Origin of the sequence: Marinobacter sp. ANT_B65 (genome assembly GCF_002407605.1) — a bacterium.
Taxonomy (GTDB): domain Bacteria; phylum Pseudomonadota; class Gammaproteobacteria; order Pseudomonadales; family Oleiphilaceae; genus Marinobacter.
On sequence record NZ_NXGV01000002.1, the window covers coordinates 272,252 to 289,199 of the forward strand.

A 16,948-nucleotide genomic window follows, 5' to 3' on the forward strand; every position below is an offset into this window, starting at 1 on the left:
CTCTGTATATGTGCGCCTGATTTCAAGCCATTAACCTGCTTTCCCATCGAAAATCAGCTGCCCAGCGCAGCGCTTCCGGGAGTGGCAGTGGTTTGCTGTAGAAAAAACCCTGGCCTATATCGCAGCCAAGCTCAATGAGTTTGCGCTCAACGTCTGCACAATCAATACCTTCGGCTACCAACCGCCGCTTGAAACTCTTCGACAGGCTGATGATAGCGCTGACAATCATACTGTCATCTGCATCATCCAGCATATCCATTACGAATGATCGGTCAATCTTGATTTCCTGAGTGGGTAGCCGGCGAAAGTAATCCAGTGACGAATAACCAGTTCCAAAGTCATCCAGGGAAATGTCCACCCCCAGCTCACGACAAGCCTTGAGGTTTTCCATAACGGTTTCGGTGTCGTCCATTACGGTGGTTTCAAGGATTTCCAGAATGAGGCGTGCGCGTAGTTCCCGGGGGCAGCCCTCCAGTGCGCTTGATATATCTTCCCGGAACTCTTCGCTCAGAAAGTGGCATGGGCTCAGATTGATGCTCAGGGTATAGGGCAGATCTTGCTCAGCAAACTCCAGCAACCGTTTTACTGCTTCCCGGATAACAAAATTTCCCAGGGTGCGCGCATACTCAGTGTATTCGATGTGCTCCAGGAAGAATTTCGGTTTGAGAAGGCCTTCTTTCGGGTGATTCCAGCGGATAAGTGCTTCAAAGCCATTTACTGAGTGGTTGTGAAAACAGATTTTCGGCTGATAGTACAATTCCATCTGCTGATGGCGCAGTGCGCTGTCGATCTGTTCCAGCACCCGGGTTCGCTCTTTACGGGATGAATTTGACTGCAGATCGAATAGTTTGAAACAGTTTTTGCCGGTTTCTTTTGCTGCGTACATGGCCTGATCTGCATGACGAAGCAGCAGATCGGAATCTGCGTCATCTTCAGGGTATACGGTAACGCCCATGCTGCCGGAAATATGGAACATGTGGTGCCGGAAGTTGATGGGCTGCCGTATCGCCTCCAGGAGGCGGGCATAAATCCGTTCATCGTCGACATCGCGGAGAATGGCCACAAACTCATCACCGCCGAGGCGGGCAACGATATCATGGCTGCGTACGGTGGCCTGGAGTTTGGTTGCCACCGACCTGAGCACTGCATCACCCACTGTGTGGCCATATTCATCGTTGATGTTTTTGAAGCCGTCCAGATCAATCAGGCACACAGATACCAGGCCGTTTCTCTCTCTGGCTTCATACAATTCCTGTTCGAACAGTTCGGTCAGCCGGCGGCGGTTGGGCAGGCCGGTCAGGGCATCGTAATTTGCGGCCAGCTCCAGATCTTTTTTGTGGGCACTTTTTTCTTCGTACAGGCGCTTGCGCTCGATCAGGTTGGCGAGTGTCTGTGACAACGGGGCCAGCTCGTCTGCAAGTTTCTGAGTATAACCTTCGGTCCGGTTCGCAAGGCCTATCAGCCCTAAATGCCTGTTTCCGGAAAAAACAGGAATGCCAAGATAGGTGTTGATGGGCGGGTGTCCCGGAGGCAGGCCACCACGGCGGGTATCACTGGTCAGGTGATTGGAGATAATCGTCTCACCGGTCACCATGGGCTGACCAAGGATGTTGTCCAGGCGGTCGAAGATCATCCCACGGCGTTCCACATCCTGATACAGGGCCTGAGTTTCGGCGTTCCAGGCGATGTTCGTGATGGCGCGGACTTTCAGGTAGGGAGTGCCGTTGTTCTCGTGCATAACCTCACCGATAAAACCGAACTGGCTCCCCGTAAGGTCGAGCAGATCGCCGAGCATCTGCTGAAATGCCGCACGCTCATTATCACTTGTGAGGAAAACGCTCTGAGCATGATGGATAGCCCTGTTGAGATGCGAAACCGGCACATACTCACTTTTGTCCGATTCAATATACGAACGCTCCAGTTCCTCTTCCACCATGGTGGCCAGTGTACGGAGCACTTCCAGGTTGCGCTCGGTGAACTGCCGTGGTTTGTCGTCGATGATACACAGGGTGCCGATTTTGAATCCGGAGGGTTCGCGCACGGGCATGCCAGCGTAAAAACGAATATGGGGGGTTCCCAGTACCAGAGGGTTGTTGCGAAAACGCGGATCCTGAGTAGCGTCTGCCACAACAAAAACCTGATCCTGCCGCATAGCATAGTCACAGAAGGCTATGGCGCGGGGTGTTTCGGCAACATCAAGCCCCTGACGGGACTTGAACCACTGGCGCTTATCGTCCAGCAGGCTGAGCAAGGCTATTTCGACCTGATAGTGCTGGCGGGCTATGCGTGTAAGGCGGTCAAAACGCTCTTCAGGAGATGTGTCGAGAATTTCCAGCCGGTCCAGTGCTGCAAGCCGCCTTAGTTCAGTTTCATTATTATTCATTCGTTGTTCCTGATGAGGCCAGCGAATGAAATATTAGCAGATCATGACAGGTTATATTTGACATTTGGTAAACCGGGCGATCATGAATGAGCCCGTAGCCGAAATGTACGGGCTCCCGCTGTCAGACCGAGCGACGGGCGGGTTTTGCCAGCCACTCGTGGCCTTTAAGCATAACATACCAGTACAGGGCTGGTAGCTGCTTGGCTTTCAGAAACCAGGCAGCTCTCGTGGCTTTGGTGCCGTCGTTTACCCAGGCGGGGAAAGTGGGCTGCAAGACACCACCGTAACCGAACTCTGCCAGAACTATACGACCATTTTCCACGGTTAATGGGCAGGAGCCGTAACCAAGATAGGCGGCTGTTAACGGTTGATTGCGCAAGTGGGCGATGACATTTTCGGCAACCACTGGAGCCTGTTTGCGCACAGCTGCAGCTGTTTTTGCATTGCCCGTTCCGCTTACATCGCCAAGGCCAAAAATGTTGGTATGTCGTTTATGGCGGAGGGTGTCATCTTCCAGGTCCAGCCAGCCACCTTCATTGGCCAGCTGCGACTGCCTGATGAACTCCGGAGCTCGTTGGGGCGGTACAGCGTGCAGCATATCAAAGCCGATTTCGCGGTCTTCGGTATTGCCGTCGGTGTCGGTGCGGCGGAACGTGGCCTTGCGGGAGGGGCCGTTCACTGAGACCAGGGTGCTTTGGTAGTTAAGCCCGACGCCATACTTTTCAATATAGCTTTGCAGCGCGGGGACATAATCCGGTACTCCGAAGAGCACAGCCCCGGCATTGTGGAACTGGATGTCGATGTTTTGCAGAACCCCTGTCCGGAGCCAGTGATCTGCTGACAGATACAGGGCTTTCTGAGGTGCGCCGGCACACTTTATCGGCATCGGAGGCTGGCTGAACAGGGCCCGGCCGCTTTTAAGATTCTGCACCATCTCCCAGGTGTAACTCGCCATACCTTCCTGATAGTTGGAGGTAACACCATTCGAGCCCAGTGCTTGCTTCAGGTCATCGATACCGTCCCAGTTCAGTTCCAGCCCGGGGGCCAGGATCAGGGCCTGATACTGAATGGTGGAGCCATCTGCCAGAGTGACCTGGTTGTGTTCCTCATCGACAGAAGATACAGGTTCTTTGTACCAGGAGGTGAACCCGGGTATGACCGAAGCCATGGGTTTTGAAGTCGTTTCCGGCTTGAATACGCCACCGCCAACCATTGTCCAGCCAGGCTGATAGTGATGTTTTTGTGCCGGCTCAATAATCGCGATATCAAGGGTACTGTCTCTCTTATGCAGACTGGCGGCAACAGAAATACCTGCGGCGCCGCCTCCTGCAATAACCACAGTGTGTTGTTTGATTTTGTCCTGATCTGCCGTGTTGGTGCTCATACCTCAAACCTCTTGTCATTATTTGGACGTACAGTCTTCTCTTGATATACGTCAAAGCTTAGCAAACAATTGGTTCTATCGTTATATAAAATAGTAATATAAAGCTGTCACTCCTTTGGGGATCAGTATGATGAGGTTTGTACTGGCCATGATGAGAGTGAAGGTGACTTTGTCACTGAGTTGGGTGAACAGACGGCATAGGCTGGAATCATACCGACGATAAACCGATACAAGGAGCACTTCATAATGATCAGATCACTCAAGGCACTTGTCGCAGCGGCTGTGGTTGCCGTTGCCCCTATCAGCGCTCACGCAGGAGATCAGAAAATGGTTGAGGAAGTACTGGTGATTCTTTCAAGCGATTCCTTACAGACTCAGGGTATGGCTATGGTGCTTTCCAATACTATGGCTCAGAAGGGGGCCAGGGTGAATGTACTGTTGTGTGACAAAGCGGGCGACCTGGCGCTGAAAAACTACGATGCACCTGCTCTGAAGCCAAAGGATGTAACCCCCGGCCAGATGCTGCGTGGGTTGATGAAGCAGGGTGGCGTGGCCAACGTTTGCGCTCTTTACCTGCCTAACAGCGACTACACTAAGGATGACCTGATTGAAGGTGTGGGTGTTGCTACCCCACCGGAAATGGCAGATCAGATGCTGAACCCAGCGATGCGTACCTTTACATTCTGAGCCTCTCCGTTATATGCGAAGGGCGTAAAAAAAGCCGGCCTCCTGACAGGGCCGGCTTTTTTGTTGGTGGCAGGAGGGGTCAGGATTTACTGGCAGGCTCGTCCAGATCCTCGTAACCGGTCACCATGGGTTTGATGTGGCTGGTCAGGGTGTGACCCATCGTAGTCATATACACATGAGCAATAATGAAAACCAGCATGGCAAAGGCTGCAGCGGTATGAACCAGTGCTACGGTTTCAAGGTTGAGAGCTCCTGCAAGCATGGCCGGCCAGTCGTTGTAAAACAGATACAGCAGGCCGCTCGCCCAGATAATGGGGGAGATCACTAGTTTGAAAAACAGGTAGGCCAGTCTCTGTAATGGGTTGTGTTTGGCTTTGGTTGTTTTACGGTAGGGGTGTTCAGCTCCGGTAAACGTACCAATCAGGTAGTAGTGTATTACCGCAAACAGCCCCTTGCTGGTGGGCACATACTGGCGCCACTCACCCGTGGTGATGTGCCAGAAGATTGCAAACAGCCAGAGCACGATCAGCGACCAGGCTGCGATGGTATGCAGCTGCGTTGCGTCACCAAACCTCAACAGTGAATAACTGCCGTGTATTTCAAAGCCGGTTATCAGCAGGCTGAAAATCAGCAAGGCCTGAAACCAGTGCCAGAAGCGCTCAAAGCGTTTGTATACCAGTACCCGGCTCATGATTGCTTCCTCTTTCTGAAGACCACACGCAGAAGGCCGTGGATGATAACTCCTGCCAGGGTGAGCGCTACAACCAGCCAGCCGATACGATCCAGCCAGGGATTGCTGCTGTGTCCTGGTATGTAGATGCCACCAATACCTGCCAGGCGGCTTTCTCCAGCGTGGCAGGAGCCGCAATGCAGGGCCTGATCAGCGGGCGGTACCATGTGGGTAATCGGCCAGTACATTCTGGTTTCAATGAAATCAAAGTTACCGCTGAAGGGCATACCCGACATGTCGCTGGCGGCCTGAAGAGCCTTGGGCCAGTCGTAGTTGCTCCAGAGTGACGAGTCATCTGCGCCGAACACATGAGTTGCCAGGAGCGTTTTCCGCTCGGTATCGAAAGGCTGTTTGCCACGCATCAGCTTGAACGGCCAGATGCGTGAGTCAGGATCATCCGGCCCGCCTTCAATCCGGTTGATCTCCAGCGGCGGATTTTCAACATCGAGAACCTCATCAATCATGGTGTACTCAACGGTGCCGTTAAACCATGCGTAGTAGGGAACCACATTTTCACCGTAGCGGAAGTCACCCTTCTCACTCAGGTAGCTTAAGTGGCCGTGCTCATCGTACTCGGTGACTGGCTTACCTTCGGCATCCAGCTTTCCGGCAGTTGACCAGTCCCACCACATCTTTGTGGGCACGCCTCCCCGGGCAAATGCAGGCACATGACAGGTCTGGCATGCGAGCTTATCTATGTGATCGTTGAGCTTTTTTTTGTGATGGGGTGCTCCGCCATGACAGGACTCACAGCTTGCGCGGCTGAGATCTGTGTGGCCGGGTACATCAATACCAAGAGTATCTTTGGCGTTTACCTGATAACGGCTGCCAGAAACACTGTGGCCCCAGGTTGTGTGGCAGTCTGAACAGGTGAAATTGCCACCTTCGGGAGACATGTGCACGTCCAGCGACCGGTCGGGTGTTACCAGCGAGGAGTCGAGGTCGCCATGTTTGATACCGTCTCCGCCTCCGCCATAGAAGTGGCAGCTGCCGCAGTTGGCGCGACCGCTGGCACCCACGTTCTGTGCAATGTTGGGCAGGTCTGGCGGTTGAACAATCTTGCCACTGCCCTTGGGCCATTCCCGCGGAATATAGGTGGGGTCACCGGCGAGCGTCGGAAATTTCCAGTAATCACCGGTTGTGTCGTGACACACCAGGCAGTCCACCGCCGAATCAGCTTCCGGCGGCGGTTGCCGCATGTCATTCCAGCCGTAACCTGCGTGGCAGGATGTGCAGCGAGGCTCATTGGTTATGGCCATTCCGCAGAAGCTGTTGATAACCTGATTCTTACCCAGGGCCTGCCCTGTTTCGGCATGTTTATAAAGCCAGGTCCAGTGTGTGGTTGCCTTGATCTGCCCGGCGGCTTCTGTATGGCATTTCACACAGGCTTCGGTTACGTCGCTGGCGGTTTCGAACGGGCCTTCGAGAGATCTGAATTTACTGTGATCAGCTGTGGGAGGAGCGTGTTCAACCGCTGCTTGCGCAGGAAACGTAGCTGCCAGCATCAATACGGCCACCAGCATGCTCATTCCCAATTGCCGGGGGTGGCGAATCGAGATCAGCTTTGCCATGACATTCTCCATGTTAAAACGCCCATTCAGGGAACTGCCTGCGACCTGTCAGTACAGATGCTTTCAAGGCCGGTATATTTTTTCCGGATTAAGCGTCATGGACCAGGGCAAGCCCTCGTTCTGCCAGCCGTTCACAATTCTCATACCGGCTTTTTTGCCTTCTTTGGCACTGCTGCCCTGAAAACCATGATCAATGTATTTTACGTTGCTGAAACCGCGTTCCAGCAGGTACTCGGCACTGGGTTTGCCGCGGCTTGAGCCGGAACGGCACATGGTGATGATCAGTGCATCTTTGGTTAGCCCTTTGTCCTTCAGGGCCTGCTCAACACCGGCTGCAAAGTCGGGGTTGGTTTTCATGGCAAACCGGCCTTTGTCGGCAAGAAAATTGGTGCGATCGGCCAGCTTGAAAGGAAGGTTTTTATCCACCGTATCGGTGAAGCCGATAAACATTATTTCTACCGGATCTCTTACATCAACAAACAGGATCTGGTCGCCCTGTTTTTGTACCAGGTCGTAAGTTTCCTGAGGGGTAAGAGACAGAGCCTCTTCTGCCGATGCATAAAAGCTCAGCCCGAAGGTCATGAGAAGTGCAGTCAGTAACAGCCTCATCGGTTTTTCTCCTGAAGTCGGAATACAATAGAATTCGTCTTCCACCATACTCCCAAAATGCAGAATGTCTCAATTATCGGTATAAGCTTATAACCAGGGTTTGACCAGGATCAAAGCGGCGGGCAGGTTGCTGCTACAATTACTGATCTGATAAGACGGAGTCATTCAATTGTCGAACGGGTTCAGGCGGAGTGATCTGCGCGCAATATCCATCCTGGCTGTATTGCTGGTCATAAGCGGATGCGCTTTGCCTCCAATGGCTGAACGTACCGAGAGCTGGTCGGTGCCAGCCGGGCAAACCGCGGATACCCGGCTGGGCCGCGCGATTGCTCCGTTAACAGACGCGCATCCGGGCGCGAGTGGGGTCGTAATGCTTGAAAACCCATACGATGCCTTCGCTGCGCGGGCGTTGTTGGCTGAGGGGGCCGAAGTGACGCTGGATGTCCAGTACTACATCTGGCAGTACGACGTTACCGGCACAATGCTGCTTGATGCGCTATACAGGGCCGCAGAAAGGGGTGTTCGTGTTCGCGTCCTGCTGGATGACAACGGCATCTCCGGGCTGGATGAGCCGCTTGCCGCGCTGGATACGCACCCGAATATTGAAATTCGCCTGTTTAACCCGTTTGTAGTGCGCAACCCCAAATGGATCGGCTACCTGACCAGCTTCCCGCGCCTGAATCATCGTATGCACAATAAATCGTTCACCGCCGATAATCAGGCCACCATCATCGGCGGACGTAATATTGCGGATGCATATTTCGGAGCGGGCCAGGGGGCATTGTTCGCAGACCTTGATGTCTTAGCCATCGGCCCGGTGGTACAGGAGCTTTCTGATGACTTTGACCGTTACTGGTCCAGTGCATCGGCATACCCTGCAACGACTATTTTGCCCGCGGCCGACCGGGATGATCTTGCCCGGGTCGTGGATACAGCCAGGCAAAGCAACTCGAGCTCCGAGGCCAGTAAATATATCTGTGTCGTGGCTGAGTCAGGCCTCCTTAAAGAGCTGCTGGAAGGTAACCTGGTGTACACTTGGGCACCGGTTACTATGGTCAGTGATGACCCGGCCAAGGTGCTGGGCAAGAAGCCGGAGACGGGATTGCTGAGCCGGCAGCTTGCTGAAGCCATGGGCAGCCCCGAGCGCTCTGTAACACTGGTCTCTCCATACTTTATCCCCACCCAGGCCGGTGTGGAAATGTTTCGTGATATGGAGAGTAAGGGTGTTCAGGTACGCGTGCTGACCAACTCCCTGGAAGCCAACGACGTGGCTATGGTGCATGCCGGTTATGCGAAATACCGGAAGCCGCTGCTGGAAGCCGGAGTGCAGCTGTTTGAGATGCGCAAGCTGCCGGAGGGAATGCCTGTGGAGAGCCAGCTGCAAAACAACCTGATGGGCAGCTCTGTTTCCAGCCTTCATGCCAAAACCTTTGCTGTAGATAGTGAAAGGCTTTTTGTCGGTTCGTTCAATTTCGACCCCCGGTCGGTCCACATCAATACCGAGTTGGGTTTTGTTATTGAGAGTCCGAAGCTGACCCGGATGATGGAGGCGCGATTTGATGAGCAGACGCACGTTACCGCATATGAGTTGGTGCTGGACGACGACGGCGATATACAGTGGATTGAGCGCAATGGCGAAGAAGTTATCCGGCATAGCCACGATCCGGGGACCGGGTTGGTAAAGCGTATGATGGTTGCTCTTTTCTCGTTCCTGCCTATTGAATCGTTGCTTTAAGTACCACTCACGCTTTTGATACGCGTCAGTCACTGTGAAGACGTTGGTGATAAACTTTCTTTCGTCACGGTATGGTTTCCAAACCCTCAACTGCAGCAGGGAATATGAATGTCACGCTCAACCTCAAGCCCCTATATGAAACTCCTGATTGCACTGGCGATCATTGCACTGGTTGCCATCGCTGCGTGGCAGTTTCTGCCTGACAGCGATGAGTTGCCCGAATACATTGCTTCTGGGAATGGCCGTATCGAGGCTACCCAGGTAGATATTGCTACCCGGATTCCAGGCCGGCTGGACAGCATATTTGTGGCTGAAGGTGATCTGATTGAGGCGGGTACCCCGGTGGCAGAAATGGACACGGATGAACTGGACGCGAGTCTGGCTGCTGCGCAGGCCAACCTGAGCCAGGCGATAGAAGCCAAACGTCTGGCAGAGGCCGTTGTGAAGCAGCGGGAGAGCGAAAAACGTCTGGCTGGTGCAGAACTGAGCCGGTTTCAGTCTCTGGTAGAAAAAGGTCATGTTTCCCGTGAGCAGCTTGATCAGGCAAGCACCGCCGCAGAAACGGCCGATGCCGCATTGCAGGCTGCACGGGTTCAGATTGCTTCAGCCCAGGCAGGTATTGAAGCTGCACAGGCAAGTATCCGCAAAATTCAATCCACCATTGATGACAGTCATCTCGACAGCCCGATTGGCGGGCGTGTGCTCTACAGGCTTGCAGAGCCGGGCGAAGTGCTGGCTGCTGGTGGCAAAGTTGCCACGATACTGGATGTTACCGATGTCTATATGACAGTTTTCCTGCCCACAGCTCAGGCCGGTAAAGTGAGGGTTGGAGCTGAAGCGCGGATTATTCTGGACGCCTTGCCCGATTTCGTGGTGCCAGCACAGGTCAGTTTTGTCGCTGCTGAAGCTCAATTCACTCCCAAGGCAGTTGAAACCCGCAGTGAACGTGAAAAGCTCATGTTCAGGGTGCGCATTCGCATCGATCCGGAACTGCTGAACGCCTACCGCGACAGGGTAAAAACCGGTGTGCCGGGTGATGCTTATGTGCGCCTGGATGAAAGCCAGCCCTGGCCAGAAAGCCTGCAGGTGACCTTGCCCAATGGCTGAGACGCAGAGCATGGGTATGAATAATGATGCAGAGAGTGTTGCGCGGCTGGAGGCCATCAGTCATGTCTATGGCGCGAGCGAGGCATTGCGGGACATCAATCTGAACGTGCCTGTTGGCTGCATGGTCGGGTTGATTGGTCCGGATGGTGTGGGTAAATCCACATTGCTGGGACTGGTGGCCGGAGCCCGAAAACTGCAGCAAGGCAAGTTGCAGGTACTGGGAGGTGATATGTCCAGCTCCCGGTTTCGACGAGAGGTTTCACCGCGTATTGCCTATATGCCTCAGGGTCTTGGTGGCAATCTCTACCATACGCTGACAGTAGACGAGAACATTGGTTTTTTTGCCGACTTGTTCGGCCTTACCGGTGCGGCTCGAACTGAGCAGATTGATCGCCTGCTTGATGCCACAGGGCTGCTGGATTTCCGCAGCCGGCCTGCGGGCAAGCTCTCCGGAGGTATGAAGCAGAAACTGGGTTTGTGCTGTGCTCTTATCCATAACCCCGAGTTGCTGATTCTTGATGAGCCTACCACTGGGGTAGATCCTCTGTCGCGGCAGCGTTTCTGGGATCTGATTGACACTATCCGTCGCCAGCAGCCGTCCATGAGCGTGCTGGTTGCCACGGCCTATATGGAAGAAGCCGAGCGCTACGACTGGCTGGTTGCGATGGACAGCGGCGCCATTCTTGCGACGGGTTCCCCGGCCGAGTTAAAGCTGAAGATGGGCACAGAAACTCTGGATGATGCATTTATTGCCCTGTTGCCGGAAGAGCGCCAGGAATTCGTGTCCGGGGCCGGCAGCGAGCCGCAACTGATCAAAGATGATGGTTTGTCGGAAGGTGTCCCGGCGATAGAGGCTCGCAATCTCACCCTGCGTTTTGGTGATTTCACGGCGGTGAAAAACGTCAGCTTTACTATTCCGAAGGGCGAGATTTTTGGCTTTCTGGGCTCTAATGGATGTGGCAAGACCACAACCATGAAAATGCTCACGGGCCTGCTGGTACCTTCCGAGGGCGAGGTTTCCCTGTTCGGTTCGCCACTGGATGCCAGGGATCTGGCTACTCGTCAGCGTGTTGGTTATATGTCCCAGTCGTTCTCGCTCTATAGCGAGTTGACTGTGCGTCAGAATCTGGAATTACATGCCCGTCTGTTCCATCTGCCGGCAGAGACTATTGAACCCAGGGTGAATGAACTCACTCAGCAGTTTGGCCTTGCTGACGTACTGGAGCAGTTTGCCGGAGACCTGCCTCTGGGGGTGCGCCAGCGATTGTCTCTGGCCGTAGCTGTTGTGCACTCCCCCGAACTGTTAATTCTTGATGAACCTACCTCCGGGGTGGATCCGGGTGCCCGTAACCGCTTCTGGACCTTATTGTTGAAACTGTCCAGGGAAGACGGTGTCACCATTTTCATTTCTACCCATTTCATGAACGAAGGCGAGCGTTGCGACAGGATTTCCCTGATGCATGCCGGTGAGGTGCTGGCTTGTGACACGCCTGCGGAGCTGGTCCGTGAAGCTCAGGCCGACAACCTTGAAGCTGCGTTTATGAAGACCCTTGAAGCGGTTGATAAAGAACCGGAGGGCCATGGTGATGGTAAGGTCCTGAATACGGACAGCGCATCTCCACAGCGATACGGGGCGTTCAGCCTGAGGCGTCTTATGGCCTACGCTCGCCGTGAATTCCGGGAGCTGTTGCGTGACCCTATCCGCATGGCCTTTGCCTTTATTGGCTCAGCTCTGCTTATGATGATCCTTGGTTACGGCATTACCCTGGACGTGGAAGATCTTTCTTTCGCCGTACTGGATCAGGACCAGAGCCCCCAGAGCCAGGATTACATCACGGCGGTCTCGGGTTCCCGGTATTTTGTTGAGCAACCGCCGATTTCGACCATGGCTGAGCTGGAACAGCGCATGATATCTGGTGAACTCAGCCTCGCACTCTCATTCCCTCCGGGGTTTGGCAAGGATCTCAAAAGTGGCCGCTCTACAGAGATAGCTGTCTGGATAGATGGAGCCATGCCTTTTCGTGGAGAGACCATTCTCGGATACATTCAGGGCCTCCATTTAAGTTATTTTGAGGACCTGATCCTGCGCACTTACGGGTCGGTACCCACTCTGAGTCTGGTCTCCATAAAAACCCGCTATCGGTATAATCAGGAGTTCCGGAGTCTGGATGCCATGGTGCCTGCAGTGATCCCTATTTTGCTGATTTTTATTCCGGCAATTCTTATGGCTCTGGGCATTGTGCGAGAGAAAGAGCTGGGCTCCATCACCAACCTCTACGTAACCCCTGTAACCCGGCTGGAATTTTTGCTGGGCAAACAACTGCCCTATATCGGGTTCAGTATGGTGAGCTATGCGAGTCTCGTATTGCTGGCTGTCTTCCTGTTTGATGTGCCCATCAAGGGCAGCTTGCTGACATTAACCGTGAGCGCCCTGCTCTTTGTGACGGTTACCACTGGCCTGGGTCAGGTGATCTCGGCCTTTGCATCTACCCAGATTGCTGCTTTGGCGGCTACTGCCATTATTACCATCCTGCCGACGGTGCAGTTTTCCGGTCTGACCGAACCAGTATCTTCTTTGGAAGGCTTTACAGCAATTATTGGCCAGTTCTGGCCCGCCACCTGGTTTTTGGAAATTTCCCGGGGGGTGTTTACCAAGGGGCTGACCTTTGGTGACCTGCAACACGCCTTCCTGATACTGGCGGCTTTCATTCCCGTGCTCACGTTTTTATCCGTGGCATTACTCCGGAAACAGGGGCGCTGATGATGGAATCTCTCGGAACTATATGGAACCTGGGTGTTAAAGAGCTGCGCAGCGTCTGGCACGACAAGGTTCTGCTGATCTTTGTGTTGCTGGCTTTTACTTTGATTGTCTATACCGCGGGCTCTGCGGGCTCCATGGAACTGCACAATGCGCCTGTGGCGGTAGTGGATGAAGATCAGACAGCGCTTTCCGGCCACGTTATAGACTCGCTGCAACAGCCATGGTTTCTGAAGCCCGATCTCGTTAGTTTTAACCAGATTGACGAGATGCTGGATCAAGGCACCCATACTTTTGCCCTGATCATTCCGGAGGGTTTTGAGCGGGACGTACGCAGTGGAAAAGTATCCAGTCTGCAACTGGATATTGATGCCACACGGATGACACAGGCGTTTATTGGCGCCAGCTACATTGAACAGATAATTACCACTGAAGTGGCGGAATATCTGGAGACAGGAAGCTCCGCCAGTTCGCTTCCGGTAGAACTGATTACCCGGATCAGCTTTAATCCGAATCTCGACGGCACCTGGTTCGGCGGCGTAATGGAGCTGATCACCGAGATTACTCTGATCAGTATCATCCTTACCGGTGCCGCGCTGATTCGGGAGCGCGAACATGGCACGGTGGAGCACCTGATGGTGATGCCCGTAAGGCCCTTCGAGATTATGGCTGCCAAGGTCTGGGCAAACGGTCTGGTGGTTATGCTGGCGGCTACGCTTTCCATCACTATCGTGATCCAGGGCGTGCTTGCAGTGCCTGTGCAGGGTTCGGTTTTATTGTTCCTGTTTGGCGCCCTGATTCATCTGTTTTCCACCACAGCTATCGGTATCCTGATTGGCACAGTGGCACGCACCATGCCGCAGTTCGGTTTGCTGCTGATCCTTACCATTCTGCCGCTGCAACTGCTCTCTGGTGGCATTACGCCCAGAGAAAGCATGCCGGATCTGGTACAGAACATTATGCTGGCAGCACCCACCACTCACTTCGTGAGCATGGCTCAGGCAATTCTCTATCGGGGTGCAGGGCTTGAGGTGGTGTGGCCACAGATGCTGGCGTTGATAGGTATAGGTGTAGTGTTCTTCACAACGGCGCTGGCTTTGTTCCGGCGGCATCTGGCGGTTTAGGCCCTGATACAGTTGTACCGGCGGATTCTGTTAGGAATGAGAAACAGGTCGTGCAGATGACTGACAGGAAATAAACATAGTGCAGGAGAGAAATTCGGGAAAGTGGTCGGCGTGAGAGGATTCGAACCTCCGACCCCTTCGTCCCGAACGAAGTGCGCTACCAAGCTGCGCCACACGCCGATCAACGGCCGGTATTATACTGATTCCCTAAGTTTTTACCAGACCCTGGCCCGATAAAAAAGCATCCGTAAACGCGCTGAGATTGTCGTAGATTGCTACTCTGGCACCGTGGATCGGGCGTTTTTTCAGGTGGTATTCGGTATCTTCCCCGTTGCCGGTGCGAACCAGCACAGGTTGGCACCCTTCAGCAAAACCTGCCTCCAGATCCTTGCGGCTATCGCCGACCATAACGGCTCCGTTCAGGGCACTCAGGTTAAAGTGACCGCGAATCTGTTCCAGCAGGCCGGTCAGGGGCTTGCGGCAACGACAGCCATCATCCGGGTGGTGGGGACAATAAGCGATGAAATCGATGCAGCCTCCCAAGGCTTCCAGCAACCGCTCCAGCTTTGCGTGCATGGCATTCAGCACGTCGGTACTGTAGTACCCCCGCCCGATCCCCGACTGATTGGTAGCTATGGCGATACGATGGCCAGCCTGACAAAGCCTGGCCATCGCCTCAATGCTGCCGGGAATGGGGTGCCATTCATCCGCAGAGCAGATGTAATTGCCGTCGTACTCGTTGATGACCCCGTCCCGGTCGAGGATGATCAGCATGTGTCAGCCAGCGGCAGGCAGCAATGAGATATCTGCAACGCGCAAAAACAGGTTATGCAGGCGGTTCAGCAGTGCAAGCCTGTTGTCCCGTACGGCTTCATCTTCAGCCATAACCATGACGTCGTTGAAGAAGCTGTCTACGGGTTCCTGCAGGGTCGCAAGTGACTGCAACGCGCTGGCATAGTCGCCCTGTTCAAACAGCGGGATTACCTTTTCTGCTTGCTGTTCTATCTGAGCGGCCAGGGTTTTTTCAGCTGTATCCTGTAGCAGGTTACTGTTGACGGTTTCGCCCAGGCTATCCCCACCCTGTTTGGCAAGGATGTTGGAAACCCGCTTGTTGGCACCAGCCAGGGCCAGAGCTTCCGGCAACTGGCGGAAAGCTTCCACGGCTTTTACCCGGCGGTCGAAGTCCAGCGGACGGGTTGGTCTGCGGGCATGGACGGCCAGGTATACCTCGGCACTAATACCCTGCTCATCATAATGGGCCCGGAACCGGTCCAGCATGTAATCAACCACCTGAGAGGCAGTACCTTCCCCGGTCAGTCCGTTGAAGTTTTCCTCTGCCCATTCGCAACAGGTCTGCAGATCCAGTGGCAGTTCGCGCTCGATGATAATACGCAGCACACCCAGAGAGGCTCGGCGCAGGGCGAACGGATCCCGGGTGCCGGAAGGTGGCTGTCCGATGCCAAACAGACCCACAAGCGAATCCAGACGGTCAGCGATGGCGAGGGCACAACTTGTGAGGGTTGTGGGCAGGCTGTCTTTGGCGAAGCGTGGCATGTACTGCTCGTTCATCGCTTTCGCTACATCGGCAGGTTCGCCATCGTTGGTTGCGTAGTACTGCCCCATGATGCCCTGAAGGTCGCTGAACTCCAGCACCATTTCAGTCACCAGGTCTGTCTTTGCGAGCATGGCTGCGCGCTCGGCCAGAGCCGGGTCGCTGCCAATAGCTGACGCTATTTTTTTGGCCAGCGCGGCAACCCGAACAGATTTGTCGTAAATGCTGCCGAGCTTGTCCTGAAATACAATTGGTTTGAGCCGGTCAACGCGGTCTTCCAGGCGGGTTTTTCGGTCAGTTTCATAGAAAAAGGCCGCGTCTGAAAGCCGTGGACGAATGACCTTTTCGTTACCGGATATAACCTGAGACGGGTCCTTGCTCTCTATGTTGGCTACGGTAATGAACAGGGGCAGCATCTGGCCGCTGGCGTTTACTACATGGAAGTACTTCTGGTGCTCCTTCATGGAGGAGATCAGCGCTTCTGCCGGAACTTTCAGGAACCTGTCCTCAAAGCGCCCCATCAGAGGCACTGGCCACTCATTCAGGCCAGTGACTTCGTCCAGAAGATCTTCATCAATAACCGCTTCACCATCGGCTTCTGCTACGGCAAGGGCACTGACACCGGCGCGGATCTGCTCCCGGCGTTTTGCGAAATCTGCAATTACATAGCCTTCCTGCTCAAGTACAACTTCGTAATCCGCTGGAGTCGGAATAATCAGTTCTTTTGGGCAATGGAAACGGTGCCCCAGGGTTTTGTTGCCCGGAGTCAGCCCCATGATAGGTGCGTCAATGACCTTGTTACCAAAGAGCATCACCAGCCAGTGCACAGGCCTGACGAATTCGGTGCGGTGTGCGCCCCACCGCATCCGTTTGGGGATCGGTAGTGATGCGAGAGAGTTCTCAACCAGCCCGGAGAGCAGATCTACGGTGGGTTTGCCCTGCTCTACGGTGCGATAGACCAGCCAGGCGCCCTTGTCGGTTTCGAGGGTATCAAGCTGATCGGGAGTTACGCCCAGAGATGTGGCAAAGCCGGTGAGCGCACGGGTGGGGTTACCGGCGTCATCGAAAGCGGCTTTCACGGCCGGGCCGCGCTTTTCAATAGGCTTATCCGGCTGGGCATCGGCCAGATCACGGATACGCACGGCCAGACGGCGTGGCGCGGCAAAGGATTCTACCTTGCCGAATACGATGCCAGCTTCTTCCAGGCCCTTGGTGATGCCCTGCGTGAAAGCATCCGACAGCGGCTTGAGTGATTTCGAGGGCAGTTCTTCAACGCCCAGTTCGACCAGAAAATCCTGTGTAGCCATG

At 54.4% G+C, this 16,948-nt stretch carries 12 protein-coding genes and 1 tRNA gene; 5 read left to right on the forward strand and 8 right to left on the reverse strand.

The features are described from left to right. Positions 1–22: 22 nt before the first annotated feature. Both CPA50_RS11365 and CPA50_RS11370 read right to left on the reverse strand, forming a co-directional pair. Positions 23–2,383, reverse strand: a complete 2,361-nt coding sequence (locus tag CPA50_RS11365) for an EAL domain-containing protein (RefSeq protein WP_096782635.1) — start codon at positions 2,381–2,383, stop codon at positions 23–25. A 121-nt stretch (positions 2,384–2,504) separates the two neighbouring features. Then, positions 2,505–3,767 (reverse strand): FAD/NAD(P)-binding oxidoreductase, encoded by a 1,263-nt coding sequence (locus CPA50_RS11370; RefSeq protein ID WP_096782636.1) that lies wholly within the window; start codon positions 3,765–3,767, stop codon positions 2,505–2,507. A gap of 246 nt (positions 3,768–4,013) precedes the next feature. On the opposite strand from CPA50_RS11370, the gene CPA50_RS11375 reads away from it, so the two are divergent. Then, a complete protein-coding gene (locus CPA50_RS11375; RefSeq protein ID WP_096782637.1) occupies positions 4,014–4,454 on the forward strand; it encodes a hypothetical protein in 441 nt (146 codons plus the stop codon). 79 nt (positions 4,455–4,533) lie between these two features. Here the strand turns inward: CPA50_RS11375 and CPA50_RS11380 are convergent, their stop codons facing one another. The 3 genes from CPA50_RS11380 to CPA50_RS11390 all read right to left on the reverse strand — a co-directional run bounded on the left by CPA50_RS11380 (position 4,534) and on the right by CPA50_RS11390 (position 7,364). Further along, positions 4,534–5,145, reverse strand: coding sequence for a cytochrome b/b6 domain-containing protein (locus CPA50_RS11380; RefSeq protein ID WP_096782638.1), 612 nt, complete (start codon positions 5,143–5,145; stop codon positions 4,534–4,536). Continuing rightward, entirely contained in the window at positions 5,142–6,755 is a 1,614-nt protein-coding gene (locus CPA50_RS11385; RefSeq protein WP_202971765.1) for a tetrathionate reductase family octaheme c-type cytochrome, read from the reverse strand. Before CPA50_RS11385 ends, CPA50_RS11380 begins: the two co-directional genes overlap by 4 nt. A 63-nt stretch (positions 6,756–6,818) precedes the next feature. After that, a complete protein-coding gene (locus tag CPA50_RS11390; RefSeq protein WP_096782639.1) occupies positions 6,819–7,364 on the reverse strand; it encodes a rhodanese-like domain-containing protein in 546 nt (181 codons plus the stop codon). Between the two features lie 256 nt (positions 7,365–7,620). On the opposite strand from CPA50_RS11390, the gene CPA50_RS11395 reads away from it, so the two are divergent. From CPA50_RS11395 to CPA50_RS11410, 4 genes are all read left to right on the forward strand, one after another. Further along, complete coding sequence (locus tag CPA50_RS11395) at positions 7,621–9,099, forward strand: phospholipase D family protein (RefSeq protein WP_096782966.1); 1,479 nt, start codon at positions 7,621–7,623, stop codon at positions 9,097–9,099. Positions 9,100–9,207: 108 nt separating this feature from the next. Continuing rightward, entirely contained in the window at positions 9,208–10,206 is a 999-nt protein-coding gene (locus CPA50_RS11400; protein ID WP_096782640.1) for an HlyD family secretion protein, read from the forward strand. Further along, positions 10,199–12,967: a ribosome-associated ATPase/putative transporter RbbA gene (gene rbbA / locus CPA50_RS11405; RefSeq protein ID WP_319823116.1), complete on the forward strand. Its 2,769-nt coding sequence runs from the start codon at positions 10,199–10,201 to the stop codon at positions 12,965–12,967. Before CPA50_RS11400 ends, rbbA begins: the two co-directional genes overlap by 8 nt. 2 nt (positions 12,968–12,969) lie before the next feature. Beyond that, entirely contained in the window at positions 12,970–14,088 is a 1,119-nt protein-coding gene (locus tag CPA50_RS11410; RefSeq protein WP_096782968.1) for an ABC transporter permease, read from the forward strand. A gap of 103 nt (positions 14,089–14,191) precedes the next feature. On the opposite strand, the gene CPA50_RS11415 is transcribed toward CPA50_RS11410, so the two are convergent. From CPA50_RS11415 to glyS, 3 genes are all read right to left on the reverse strand, one after another. After that, positions 14,192–14,268: transfer RNA gene (locus CPA50_RS11415), tRNA-Pro, on the reverse strand. 27 nt (positions 14,269–14,295) lie between these two features. Next, positions 14,296–14,862 carry a D-glycero-beta-D-manno-heptose 1,7-bisphosphate 7-phosphatase gene (gmhB, locus tag CPA50_RS11420; RefSeq protein ID WP_096782641.1) on the reverse strand — a complete coding sequence of 189 codons (567 nt, stop codon included), beginning with the start codon at positions 14,860–14,862 and terminating at the stop codon, positions 14,296–14,298. Between the two features lie 3 nt (positions 14,863–14,865). After that, positions 14,866–16,947 carry a glycine--tRNA ligase subunit beta gene (gene glyS / locus CPA50_RS11425; protein WP_096782642.1) on the reverse strand — a complete coding sequence of 694 codons (2,082 nt, stop codon included), beginning with the start codon at positions 16,945–16,947 and terminating at the stop codon, positions 14,866–14,868. Position 16,948: the final 1 nt, after the last annotated feature.